Annotated in this window: 10 protein-coding genes; 8 read left to right on the top strand and 2 right to left on the bottom strand. The window is 70.9% G+C overall.

What is annotated here, in order from left to right; translation table 11 throughout:
• Positions 1-203 precede the first annotated feature (203 nt).
• The 4 genes from hutU (at position 204) to hutI (ending at position 6,191) form a co-directional block, all read left to right on the top strand.
• Positions 204-1,868, top strand: a complete 1,665-nt coding sequence (gene hutU, locus AB0N66_RS34070; RefSeq protein WP_365442303.1) for a urocanate hydratase — start codon at positions 204-206, stop codon at positions 1,866-1,868.
• Positions 1,869-2,383: 515 nt separating this feature from the next.
• A complete protein-coding gene (locus AB0N66_RS34065) occupies positions 2,384-3,586 on the top strand; it encodes an allantoate amidohydrolase (protein WP_365442301.1) in 1,203 nt (400 codons plus the stop codon).
• Complete coding sequence (locus tag AB0N66_RS34060) at positions 3,583-4,944, top strand: formimidoylglutamate deiminase (protein ID WP_365442299.1); 1,362 nt, start codon at positions 3,583-3,585, stop codon at positions 4,942-4,944. Before AB0N66_RS34065 ends, AB0N66_RS34060 begins: the two co-directional genes overlap by 4 nt.
• Positions 4,945-4,982: 38 nt before the next feature.
• Positions 4,983-6,191: an imidazolonepropionase gene (gene hutI, locus AB0N66_RS34055; RefSeq protein WP_365442297.1), complete on the top strand. Its 1,209-nt coding sequence runs from the start codon at positions 4,983-4,985 to the stop codon at positions 6,189-6,191.
• A 52-nt stretch (positions 6,192-6,243) separates the two neighbouring features.
• Here hutI and AB0N66_RS34050 read toward each other — a convergent pair whose 3' ends face one another.
• Both AB0N66_RS34050 and AB0N66_RS34045 read right to left on the bottom strand, forming a co-directional pair.
• Positions 6,244-7,998, bottom strand: coding sequence for an RICIN domain-containing protein (locus tag AB0N66_RS34050; protein WP_365442295.1), 1,755 nt, complete (start codon positions 7,996-7,998; stop codon positions 6,244-6,246).
• Positions 7,999-8,249: 251 nt separating this feature from the next.
• The gene (locus AB0N66_RS34045; protein ID WP_365442293.1) at positions 8,250-9,146 is read right to left on the bottom strand and encodes an RNA polymerase sigma factor SigF; all 897 of its coding nucleotides are present in this window, start codon (positions 9,144-9,146) and stop codon (positions 8,250-8,252) included.
• A 238-nt stretch (positions 9,147-9,384) separates the two neighbouring features.
• On the opposite strand from AB0N66_RS34045, the gene AB0N66_RS34040 reads away from it, so the two are divergent.
• The 4 genes from AB0N66_RS34040 (at position 9,385) to AB0N66_RS34025 (ending at position 12,782) form a co-directional block, all read left to right on the top strand.
• Positions 9,385-9,753 carry an STAS domain-containing protein gene (locus AB0N66_RS34040; protein ID WP_365442291.1) on the top strand — a complete coding sequence of 123 codons (369 nt, stop codon included), beginning with the start codon at positions 9,385-9,387 and terminating at the stop codon, positions 9,751-9,753.
• 265 nt (positions 9,754-10,018) lie between these two features.
• A complete protein-coding gene (locus tag AB0N66_RS34035) occupies positions 10,019-10,714 on the top strand; it encodes an ATP-binding protein (RefSeq protein ID WP_365442289.1) in 696 nt (231 codons plus the stop codon).
• Between the two features lie 250 nt (positions 10,715-10,964).
• Complete coding sequence (locus tag AB0N66_RS34030) at positions 10,965-11,669, top strand: LPXTG cell wall anchor domain-containing protein (protein ID WP_365442287.1); 705 nt, start codon at positions 10,965-10,967, stop codon at positions 11,667-11,669.
• Positions 11,670-11,705: 36 nt separating this feature from the next.
• Positions 11,706-12,782 carry a hypothetical protein gene (locus tag AB0N66_RS34025; protein WP_365442285.1) on the top strand — a complete coding sequence of 359 codons (1,077 nt, stop codon included), beginning with the start codon at positions 11,706-11,708 and terminating at the stop codon, positions 12,780-12,782.
• Positions 12,783-12,797 lie beyond the last annotated feature (15 nt).

Raw genomic sequence — 12,797 nt, 5'->3', positions numbered from 1 at the left:
GAAGAGTCCGCCGCCCCGTCTGTCCCCTCCGCCCCGACCGCCCCGTCGCTCACCGGATCCCCCGCCGTGTCCCTGTCTGCGCCCATACGTACCAGCCAAACATCCGCGGCGGGCCCGCGCTTGCCTATGCGGCTATTGACTAGCTCTATTCAAGAAGCCAGGATGTGAATATCTACGGCAACAGTCCGCTTAGGAGGCAGACCATGTCAGGACCCCGCCCCGTACGAGCGCCGCGCGGTACGGAACTGAGCGCCCTGGGATGGCAGCAGGAAGCCGCCTTGCGGATGCTGCAGAACAACCTCGACCCCGAGGTCGCCGAGCACCCCGACAAGCTCGTCGTCTACGGCGGTACCGGCAAGGCCGCCCGTGACTGGCGCTCCTTCGACGCCATGGTGCGCACCCTGCGGACCCTGAAGCAGGACGAGACGATGCTCGTCCAGTCCGGCCGCCCCGTCGGCGTCATGCAGACCCACGAGTGGGCCCCGCGCGTCCTCATCGCCAACTCCAACCTGGTCGGCGACTGGGCGAACTGGGAGGAGTTCCGGCGTCTTGAGGCTCTCGGCCTCACCATGTACGGCCAGATGACCGCCGGCTCGTGGATCTACATCGGCACGCAGGGCATCCTCCAGGGCACGTACGAGACGTTCTCCGCCGTCGCCGCGAAGAAGTTCAACGGCACGCTGGCCGGCACGATCACGCTGACCGCCGGTCTCGGTGGCATGGGCGGCGCCCAGCCGCTCGCCGTGACGATGAACGACGGCGTCGCGATCTGTATCGACGTCGACCCGCGTGCCATCGAGCGCCGCATCGAGCACCGCTACCTCGACGTGAAGGCCGACTCCCTGGAGCACGCCCTCCAGCTTGCCGTCGAGGCCCGCGACGCCCGTCGCCCGCTGTCGATCGGTCTGCTCGGCAACGCCGCCGAGCTGCTCCCGCGCATGCTCGCCGAGGGCGCCCCCATCGACATCGTGACCGATCAGACCTCGGCCCACGACCCGCTGGCCTACCTTCCCGTCGGCGTCGACCTCGACGACATGGCCTCGTACGCCGCGAAGGACCCGGCCGGGTTCACCACCCGCGCCCGTGAGTCCATGGCCCGTCACGTCGAGTCCATGGTCGGCTTCATGGACGCCGGTGCCGAGGTCTTCGACTACGGCAACTCGATCCGTGGCGAGGCCCAACTCGCCGGGTACGAGCGGGCGTTCGCCTTCCCCGGCTTCGTCCCCGCCTACATCCGGCCCCTCTTCTCCGAGGGCAAGGGCCCCTTCCGCTGGGCGGCGCTCTCCGGAGAGGCCTCGGACATCCACAAGACGGACAAGGCGATCCTCGACCTCTTCCCGGAGAACGAGTCCCTGCACCGCTGGATCAAGCTGGCCGGCGAGCGCGTCCACTTCCAGGGCCTGCCCGCCCGTATCTGCTGGCTCGGCTACGGCGAGCGCGACAAGGCCGGCGAACGCTTCAACGACATGGTCGCCTCCGGTGAGCTCGCGGCGCCCCTCGTCATCGGCCGAGACCACCTCGACTGCGGTTCCGTCGCCTCGCCGTACCGCGAGACCGAGGCCATGCTCGACGGCTCCGACGCGATCGCCGACTGGCCGCTGCTGAACGCCATGGTGAACGTGGCTTCGGGTGCGTCCTGGGTGTCCATCCACCACGGCGGCGGCGTCGGCATGGGCCGCTCCATCCACGCCGGCCAGGTCACCGTCGCCGACGGCACCAAGCTCGCCGGCGAGAAGATCCGCCGCGTGCTGACCAATGACCCCGGGATGGGAGTCATCCGGCACGTGGACGCCGGCTACGACATCGCCGAGTCCGTGGCGGACGAGCGTGGTGTGCGGATTCCCATGCGGGAAGGCGACTCCGCGTGACCTCTCGTGAGGGCGCGCCTGGGGCGCGAGACAGTTATCCCCCGGTAGGGGCGGGCACTTTGTCGCCGTCCGCTGGTCCGGCTGAGGCGCCGGGCGGCCACTCCCTGGTGGGGGCGGGTGTTTCGTCGCCGTCTGCGGGTCCGGCTGTGCCCACCCGTTCCGCCCTGCGGAACGATTGCCCACAGCCTGATGGTGCGGCTGCCCCGCAGCCCGGAGCGCCTGCGCCACTGCCTGGTGTGGCTGCGTCAGCGTCCGAAGCTGCTGCTCCACAGCCTGGAGCGGCTGCCCCAACGCCTGGAGGGGCTGCCTCAGCGCCTGGTGTGGCTGTCTCACAGCCCGGTGCGCCTGCTCCACAGCCCGGTGCGGCTGCTGCCCCAGCGCCTGGCACGGCTGTCTCACAGCCTGGTGTGCCTGTGCCGCAGCCTGGTGCGGCGGCAACCCCGGCCCCGGCCCCGGCCCCAGCCCCAGCCCATGGTGCCCCCTCACCTTCGTCCACCGCCCCCTCCTTCCACCAAATGTGGCGCGACCTCAAGCCCATCGGCCGCCATCCCGCCTCCGGTGGCTACCGGCGATTCGCCTGGACCGGGGCCGACGCCGAATGCCGGGCTTGGTTCCGGGCGCAGGCTGAGGCGCGAGGGCTTGCCTATGAGCTCGACCGGAACGGGAATCAGTGGGCGTGGCTCGGTGACCCGGCGGCAGGGGACGCCGTCGTCACGGGGTCGCATCTCGACTCCGTGCCGGACGGCGGGGCCTTCGACGGGCCCCTCGGAGTGGTGTCGTCCTTCGCCGCGCTGGACGAACTGCGCGCGCGCCACGTGGAGTTCACCCGGCCCCTCGCCATCGTGAACTTCGGTGACGAGGAGGGTGCCCGGTTCGGGCTCGCGTGCGTCGGGTCGCGGCTCGCCGCCGGGCAGCTCACCGTCGAGCAGGCGCACCGGCTGACGGACGCCGAGGGCATCACGCTGCCGCAGGCCATGGAACGGGCCGGGTACGACCCGGACACCATCGGCCCGGATCCCGAGCGGCTCGCCCGCATCGGCGCCTTCGTCGAGCTGCACGTCGAACAGGGCCGTGCCCTCGACCTCTCCGGCGACCGCGTGGGCATCGCGAGCGCCATCTGGCCGCACGGCCGCTGGCGGTTCGACTTCAAGGGCGAGGCCAACCACGCGGGCACCACCCGGCTAGTGGACCGCCGGGACCCGATGCTGCCCTATGCGGAGACGGTGCTCGCAGCGCGTAGAGAAGCCCAACTCGCGGGCGCCGTGGCCACATTCGGCAAGATCGCGGTCGAGCCGAACGGTGTGAACGCCATCCCCTCCCTCGTTCGCGGCTGGCTCGACTCCCGCGCCGCCGACCAGGCGAGCCTGGACACGGTCGTCACCGGCATCGAGAAGGCGGCCCGCGAGTACGCGGAGGCGCAGGGCGTCGAACTCGACGTCGTCCGTGAGTCCTTCACCCCCGTCGTCGAGTTCGAACACGCCCTGCGCGACGAGCTCGCCCGCATCCTGGGCCAGGAGGCGGACCTGCGGGTCCCCGTCCTGGGAACCGGCGCCGGACACGACGCCGGAATCCTCTCCGGGACCGTCCCGACCGCCATGCTGTTCGTACGCAACCCCACGGGCGTCTCGCACTCCCCGGCCGAGTACGCCGCTGAGGAAGACTGCGTGGCCGGGGTGACCGCACTCGCCGACGTACTCGAAGGGCTGGTCCGCAGGTGACGCAGACGTACTGGCTGGAACACGCCTGGCTCGACACCAACGTCGAGCCGGGCGTGGCACTCGACGTGTCGACCAGCGGCAACGCGGCGGGGAGCGACGACGGCCGTATCACCGCCGTCCGCACCGGCGTCGACACCCCGCCCCCCGGCGCCGAGATCCTCCGCGGCCTCACCCTCCCCGGGCTCGCCAACGCCCACAGCCACGCCTTCCACCGTGCCCTGCGCGGCATCGTCCAGGTCGGCTCGGGCACCTTCTGGACCTGGCGCGAGATCATGTACTCCGTCGCGGACAGGCTGACCCCGGACACCTACCACGCACTCGCCCGCGCCGTGTACGCGGAGATGGCGCTCGCCGGGGTCACGGCCGTCGGCGAGTTCCACTACGTGCACCACGCCCCGGGCGGCACCCCGTACGCCGACCCCAACGCGATGGGTGAGGCGCTCATCGCGGCAGCGGGCGAGGCCGGGATCAGGATCACCCTCCTCGACACCGCGTATCTGTCCGCGGGCTTCGGACAGCCTCCGAACCGGCACCAGCTCCGCTTCTCCGACGGCAGCGCGGACGCCTGGGCGGAACGCTCTTCACTTCTCAAGGACCGTGATCACGCGCGGATCGGTGCGGCCGTCCACTCCGTACGGGCCGTGCCTGCCCGGCAGCTGGCGACGGTGGCGCGGTGGGCCGAGGAACGGCGGGCCCCGCTGCATGTGCACCTGTCCGAGCAGACGGCGGAGAACGACGCCTGCCAGGCCGCGCACAGCCGCACCCCCACCCAACTGCTCGCCGACCACGGCGTCCTCGGCCCCCGCACGACCGGCGTCCACAACACGCACCTCACGCGTCAGGACATCTCGCTGATCGGCAGATCGGGAACCGGAACCTGCATGTGCCCGACCACCGAACGGGACCTGGCCGACGGCATCGGCCCCGCTGTCGCCCTGCAGAACGCCGGCTCGCGGCTCTCCCTCGGCTCCGACAGCCACGCCGTCATCGACCTCCTCGAAGAGGCCCGCGCCATGGAGCTGAACGAGCGCCTGCGCACCCGCAACCGCGGCCACTGGACGGCGGCCGCGCTCCTGCGCGCCGCCTCCGCCGACGGCCACGCGGCCCTGGGATGGGACGGTGCGGGCAGCCTGGAGCCGGGCGCGCTCGCCGACTTCACGACGATCGCCCTCGACTCGGTCAGAACAGCGGGACCGGTGCCGCGCCTCGGCGCCGAGACAGCCGTATTCGCCGCGACGGCGGCTGACGTACGCCACACGGTCGTGGGCGGGCGGCACGTCGTACGGGACGGCGCGCACACCCTCGTACCCGATGTGCCGACAGCTCTCGCGGAAGCCGTCGACGCCCTGCGCGCCTGACGACCGCCCACCGCAGCCCGAGCCCCCACGAGGACGCCATGAGCAGCACCACCGACACCGGCGCCGCCACTACCGGCACCAGCACCGTCATCACCAACATCGCCAGTCTGGTCACCAACGATCCCTCCCTCGGTGACAGATCCCCCCTCGGTCTGATCCAGGACGCGGCCGTCGTCATCGACGGCGACCGCATCGCGTGGACCGGTGATTCAAGAAAAGCACCCGCCACTGACAATCGGGTCGACGCCGGTGGCCGGGCGGTGATCCCCGGCTTCGTGGACTCCCACTCGCACCTCGTCTTCGCGGGCGACCGCACGCAGGAGTTCAACGCCCGTATGTCGGGCCGCAGCTACACGGCGGGCGGCATCCGCACCACCGTCGCCGCCACCCGCGCCGCTTCCGACGAGGACCTGGAACGCAACCTCACGCGCTACCTCCGCGAGGCCCTGCACCAGGGCACCACCACCTTCGAGACGAAGTCCGGCTACGGCCTCACCGTCGAGGACGAGGCACGAGCACTGCGCATCGCGGCGGCGCACACCGACGAGGTCACCTACCTCGGCGCGCACATCGTCTCGCCGGACTATGCCGACGACCCTGCCGCGTACGTGGCCCTGGTGACCGGCGAAATGCTCGACGCCTGTGCCCCGTACGCCCGTTGGATCGATGTCTTCTGTGAGAAGGGTGCCTTCGACGGCGACCAGGCCCGCGCGATCCTCACGGCGGGCAGGGCGAAGGGCCTGCACCCGCGCATCCACGCCAACCAGCTCTCCTACGGCCCCGGCGTCCAGCTCGCCGTCGAACTGGACGCGGCGAGTGCTGACCACTGCACGCACCTCACGGACGCCGACGTGGACGCCCTGGCCGCCGGGAACACCGTCGCCACCCTCCTCCCCGGCGCCGAGTTCTCCACCCGCGCCGAGTGGCCGAACGCCCGCCGCCTGCTCGACGCGGGCGTCACCGTGGCCCTCTCCACCGACTGCAACCCGGGCTCGTCCTTCACCTCGTCCGTCCCGTTCTGTATCGCGCTGGCGGTACGGGACATGGGGATGACTCCCGACGAGGCCCTCTGGTCGGCCACGGCGGGCGGAGCGCGCGCCCTGCGGCGCACGGACATCGGCGCTCTGACCCCGGGCTCCCACGCCGACCTCGCGTTCCTCGACGCCCCGAGCCATGTCCACCTCGCCTACCGGCCGGGCGTGCCGCTGGTGTCGGAGGTCTGGCGACGCGGGGTTCCGATCACGTAGCGGTGGAGTCGATCACGTAGCGGTGGCACCGGTCATGTAGCGCCGGCGCCGGTCATGTAGCGGTAGCGCCGGCCTGCCACCGCTGTTCGTCGATGTCCCGGTCACCGTCCCCGTCGCGGATCAGCATGAGCCGGTCGCCGTACGGCGTGACCGCAAAGCCCGGGAAGATGTCCGCGCCGATCCTGCCGCGCGAGTCCACCGTGAAGTGCAGGTTCTTGCCGTTGGGCTCGTAGTCGTCGGCGGCCGTGCACTCCCAGATGCCGACGCCCTTGTCCGTGCCACCGCGGCTGTCCAGGCAGAAGCGGTTGTCGGCGTACGACTGGAGGACGCCGCGCCCGGCGTCGACCCGCCACAACTGGGTGCGGGACGAGGTGCAGCGGGCCGCGACGACGTCCGTTCCCAGATTCATGACGCCGTCGCGGACGTCCATGCAGAGCCCGGAGCCGACGTTCACGACCTGGGCGTAGGTGCCGTTCGGGGGATGCGGGGTGGGTGAGGGCTTCGGCTTCTTCGAGGGCGTGGGTGTCTTCGAAGGCGTCGAAGTGGGCGTCGGGGACGGGGACTTGGTCGTACGGGTGGGGGAGGGGGACGCGGACGGCGACGGAGTCACCGAGACCGTCGCGGTCACCGTCACCGGGGGCGGCGCCGCCGGTGTGCTCACCGCGCTCACCGCCGGCTCCGATCCGCCCGACGTCAGCAGATACAGCAGCAGCGGCGCCAGCGCGACGCCGAGTGCGGTCGAGACGAGCACGAGGCGCCGGGAGGGCGGCCAGGACGGGGACGCCACGCCGCGGGCGGCCGGGGCCCGGCCCGTGGTGCCCAGGACGTACGCGGCGCCGCCCCACGGCAGCAGTCCCTCGGCCAGTGCCGTGCGCGGGGTGTCGCGCAGGGCGCCCAACTCCTCGTACGCGGCGGCGCAGTGCCCGCAGTGCGCCATGTGGGCGTTCAAGTCCGGGCTGTATCGCGGGTTCTCGGGATGCGCCGCTTCCTCGATCAGCCGGCGGAAGTCCTGACAGCGGGGGTTGCCGGAGCGGGCGAGGCGGGTCTTCAGACAGGCCTGCCGCAGGGCCTGGAACGCGGGCTGCTTGCCGTACGTCACGTCCTGCGGCACGGCACCGATGAGAGCCGTGGTCCTGGCGTCGGGCTCCTCGTCCACGATGCCGTACCAGATGAGGCCCTGGACACGGCTCGGGAGCGACTGGAACGCGTCGAGCATCGGCGGTACGGGCCCCTCGGGGCCGCCCGATTCGCGGAGCCGGGCGAGCAGACCCGGATCGAGGCGGCTCGCGCGATGGTCCAGGGGAGTGGCCCAGGAGGCGGCCACCCGGCCGGCCAGGAGCAGCAGTTGGTGGCGCCAGGGCCCACGCGGGTCGATGCCGCGCGCCGTGTCGCGGGCGGCGAGCGCGAACGCCTGAGCTGTCAGCTGCCGCGCCGCGGACTCGCCTACGGTGCACAGACGGGCGTACGAGAGGACCGCGGGCCGGTGGCGCAGGCGCAGTTCGCGCAGTGCCGGATACGCGGTCGCGGTGTCGGCGCGCAGCAGTTCGGTGAGCTGCGCGTCGGATGCCGTGGAGTAGACGCCACCACTCCCGGCGTCAGACCCGTCGTATCCCTCGGATCCCTCGTATTCGCCGTGTCCGTCAGACCCGCCATACGCGCCGGACCCGCCGTACGCGCCGGACCCGCCGTACGCGCCGGACCCGCCGTACGCGCCGGACCCGCCGTACGCGCCGGACCCGCCGTACGCGTCAGACCCGCCGTATGCGTCGTAGCCGTCTTCTCCGTCGGTCCGGCCGGCCCCAGCCATCCCCGTGCCTCCTCGCACCCCGCGCTCTCGGCCCGCCGGGGTTCTGGCGTACCGGCGGGCATGGGGGTGCTCATAGTGGTGGAAGGTAACCGGAGGGGAAAGAGGTTTCCCGGAGTAACCGTGGCCCGCTGCCAAGCTGTGACTACGGCCGGTGCCCCCAACACCGGGGGCACCGGCCGTAGTCACAGCTACCGGTCGCGGTTACGGCTGTGGCACCGTCACGTCGCTCTTCGACGGTCGGCCGCCCACCGTCACTCCTCGACGGTCAGTCCCTTGCGCAGCCGCACCAGCGTGCGCGAGAGCAGCCGGGAGACATGCATCTGGGAGATGCCGAGTTCGTCACCGATCTCGGACTGCGTCATGTTGGCGACGAAGCGGAGCGAGAGGATCTCGCGGTCGCGGAACGGGAGTTCGGCGATCAGCGGCCTCAGGGACTCCACGTACTCGATGCCTTCGAGCCCGTGGTCCTCGTAGCCGATGCGGTCCGCGAGCGCGCCCTCGGAGTCGTCCTCCTCGGGCTGGGCGTCCAGCGAACTGGCCGTGTAGGCGTTCGAGGCGGCCATGCCTTCGACGACCTCTTCGTTGGTGAGGCCCAGGCGCTCCGCCAGCTCTCCCACCGTCGGAGCGCGATCGAACTTCTGGGCGAGTTCGTCGCCCGCCTTGGCCAGGTCGAGGCGGAGTTCCTGCAACCTGCGCGGTACGCGCACCGACCACGACGTGTCGCGGAAGAAGCGCTTGATCTCACCGATGATGGTCGGCATCGCGAAGGTGGGGAACTCGACGCCGCGGCTCATCTCGAAGCGGTCGATCGCCTTGATCAGGCCGATGGTGCCGACCTGGATGATGTCCTCCATCGGCTCGCTGCGGGAGCGGAACCGAGAGGCGGCGAACTTGACCAGCGCGAGGTTGAGTTCGACCAGCGTGTTGCGAACGTACGAGTATTCGTAGGTGCCTTCTTCGAGGGACTCCAGCCGCTCGAAGAGTGTTTTGGACAGGGCCCGCGCGTCCACCGGCCCCACCTTGTCGTAGGGGGGGATCTCCGGAAGTCCCTCCAGACCCACGAGGGGGCGAGGGCGTTCCAGTGGGAGTGCCGACGTCGCCGTCTGGGTATGCGATTCGTCGAGCCGGGGTGACATGGTGTCCTCCATCGTTCTCGGCATATGGCCGCCGATGCCAATGCGTGCACTGCGGTGTGCGGCGCCTCCAAAGCCGGTCGGGTCGAAAAGGTGTCGCTACTAGCCCTACCCGCTCCCACGCGGTGTTTGCAAGTGTGCTTAGTTATGAAATGTCCGTTTGTTGGCGGTTGTTCGGGTGTCGGGGTGTGTAGAGAAGGCGTAGTGTTCGAGTGCCTACATCAGCAGTCACGACGCTCAGGAGAGAGACGGCATGGACCGCGGGACAGTCGGCAGCGCCCAGTCGGGCCGACTTCTTGTCGAAGTGCGGGAAGAGGGCCCCAGTGCCGTCGTGACTCCCGCGGGTGAGCTCGATCACCACACGGCCGATTTGTTGCGTGGGCCACTCGATGACTGCCTCGAAAAGGGGTACGCGCGGTTGGTCGTCGACTGCTCACGTCTTGAGTTCTGTGATTCCACCGGGCTCAACGTGCTGCTCAGCGCCCGGCTGAAGGCCGAGGCCGCGGGTGGCGGGATCCATCTCGCGGCGATGCTGCCGGTGGTTTCCCGGGTCTTCGAGATCACCGGGGCGGAGGCCGTTTTCACGGTCCACGACACCCTTGCCGCGGCGTTGGCCGACTAGGGCGGAGCGGGTGGATCGTCTCGGAGTGATGCCCCGGATGTCCCAGTGTGATCGGCGGGTTACGCGCGTCACAGGTTTCGGGTCGAATAATTGGGTGTTCGGACGGTTCGGCCGGGCAGGAGACATCCTGGATATGTCGTCCGCCACAGTGGCGGGCACGTCGCGGACGGGTCAGGGACCAGTCAGTGGCGGATACGCCCTCGATCAACGTACTGAGTGCTGAGTCTTGATTTGTGAACTGGTGAATCGGTGAGGTGAAGCGCTGATGAGCACCACCCGGCCTTACCCGCCGGGAGACCGCGGCCCGGAGTCGGGCGACGGCGGTGCTTCCGCGGTGTCCGGCACGGGCGCGTCCCCGGATGACGCGGCCGTCTCCTCCGCCGACACCGTCGGCAGCACCGGTAGTGGCACCGGCACTGGCGCCAGTAGTGGCACCGGCTCCGGTACCGGTAGTGGCACCAGATCCGGTAGTGGCACCAGATCCGGCACCGGCACGGGCTCCGGCTCCGGCACCGGCACCGGCACCGGCACCGGCACCAGTATCGGTCCAGGCCGCCAGGCCCGCAGGCTGAGCTTCGAGGGCCAGAGCGGTGTCGTACCGCTCGCCCGCGACTTCGCCCGCCAGGCGCTGCACGCCTGGGGCTGGCTGCCCGCCGAGAGCGCCGACCGCCGCGCCGCCGCCGAGGACGTCCTCCTGGTCGTCTCCGAACTCGTCACCAACGCCTGTCTGCATGCCGAGGGTCCGGAAGAACTGTGGATCGCCTGCGACAAGAAGGTGCTCCGCGTCGAGGTCTCCGACCGCGGCACCGGCGAGCCCGCCCCGCGCACCCCGCACCGAGCCGGGCGCCCCGGCGGCCACGGGATGTTCATCGTGCAGCGACTGTGCCTGGACTGGGGAGTCGTCCGGACTCCGGGGGTCGCGGGCAAGACCGTCTGGGCCGAACTCGGCGCGCCCGCATAGCTCTGCCCGACGCCCGGTAGCTCGCCTGGTAACTCCCACCTTGGGTTACCCGTGGGTCGACCCCCATTCGCGCCCCCGTTCGAGCCCCTATTCCCGCCGTCATTCGCGCTGCGCCTCGTACGTCATCGCACGCGCGCCGGATCTCCTCACATCCGGCGCGCGCTTTGTCTTCCCTCCACAAGTCCCCGGGCGTACCTTGACGGCCGATCTGATGTTCCGTCAGATGTCCTGTCAGGAATGAGGCCCCGAGGTGTCGTACCGGACGTACCAGAAACGAACCGCCGCGCTCGCGTTCGCCGCGGCCCTGGCCGGCTCCGCGGTGCTGATGGCCGCCCCCGCCGCCCACGCCGACGTGGTGGACGTCAACTACCAGTGCAAGACGCCGATCGGCGACAAGAGCGCCGTCTCGCCCATCGACATCAAGAGCGTCAGGAGCGGCAGCGACTACAAGCTCACCATGTCCTGGCAGAAGGGCGTCTCGTCCAGCCCGGTGGAGCTGGGCAAGGGGGCGATGAGCCCGAGCGCCGTGATCAAGGTGGGTGGCGCGGACAGCGGCACGGTGGCCGTGAGCGGCCCGGCCAACGCGGCGGCGATCCCCGCCAACACCCCCATCAAGATCAGTGACTTGAGCGGCACGTACACCCCGAAGGGGTCCGGCGAGGTCACCTTCACCGCGGGCGTGCTGACCATCAAGGCGCTGGGTACGACGACCACCTGCACCCCATCGAACAGCCCGAAGCCGTCACTCACCCTCGATGTCACGGCCGCGAGCGGAAGCAGCGGCGGTTCGACCTCGGGCGAGACCCAGAGCGGCACCGACTCCGGCGGCGAACTCCCGCAGACCGGCCCCGAGGACTCGGCGATCGCCCTCGGCACGCTCGGCGGCACGGTGCTGCTCGCGGGCGCGGCGGGTGTGCTGTGGCTGACACGCAGGCATCAGGCGGTACGCCGCTGAGGCCACTGAGCCTCGTACGACAACCAGGAGCCGCTGATGCCGTACGCCGTTACCCGTCTACTGGGCTTGTCCGTGGTGGTGCTGCTGGGCGCGGCACCGGTGGCCGCGGCCGACGCGGGCTGGTCCGTCGTGCCGTCCGCGAACGCGCCGGAGGGGCGGCCGTACGTCTACGCGGAGGGCGCGCCCGGCACGGTCCTCCAGGACTCGGTGTCCGTGCTCAATCCGGGTGCCGAGCCGGTCACCGTACGGCTGCGCGGCGCGGACGCGGACAACACGGCGGACGGCGGGTTCACGATCCGGCAGAAGTCGGCGGACGCGGGCGCGTGGATCAACTTCGCGGGCGAGACGGACGGAAGGCGGACCCCCGTGGCTTCGGTGTCCGTCCGCGTCCCCGCGCACACTCGCGCCGACGTCCCCTTCACCCTGAGCGTCCCGGCGGGAGCGGCGCCCGGCGACCACCCCGGCGCGATCGTCGCGAGCGGCGACGGCGGACGGTCCTCGGCGGTCCGGGTCCAACTGCGGGTGGATGGACCGGCGTTGTCGGCGCTCACCGTCGAGCACGTCACCGTGCACGCGGGGCGGATCTCGTACGAGCTGGTCAACCGCGGCACCACCGTCCTCACCCCGAAACTCACCGTCCACGCCGACGGCGCACTCGGCAAGGTCCTCGACCGCGCCCCGCGCACCCTGCCACTCGAACTCCTGCCGGGCCGCCGCGTCACGCTCAGCGAGCCGTGGCGCGACACCCCGGCGCTGGACTCGGTCGACGTGCGGCTGACGGTGACGGCGGCGGGCGGGGCGCGCGACACGGCGTCCGCGTCGGTGAGGTTCGTGCCGTGGGGCGCGGTGGCGGGGGTCGGGGCCGCGCTCGTGGCGGCCGCCGCGCTTCTCCTCGTACGGCGTCACAGGCGTCGTCCGACCGGTGGTGAACGGCGTCTCGGGCGTCGAGTACCGGGGGCTGTACGGCGTTTCGGACGTCCCGCGCAGGGTGCTGTACGGCTTTTCGGGTATCGCACGCCGAGTGGTGTACGGCGTTTCGGGCGTCCCGCGCCGGGCGGTGACGCGTGTGAACAGCCGGGTACGGAAGTCGAGTTGACGGGAGCGGTGTCGTGAGCGGAGTCGTGGGCG

The organism is Streptomyces sp. NPDC093544, assembly GCF_040683495.1.
Lineage (GTDB): Bacteria > Actinomycetota > Actinomycetes > Streptomycetales > Streptomycetaceae > Streptomyces.
Note: the sequence above shows the minus strand (reverse complement) of the source record. Positions and strands in the feature narration are given on the sequence as shown.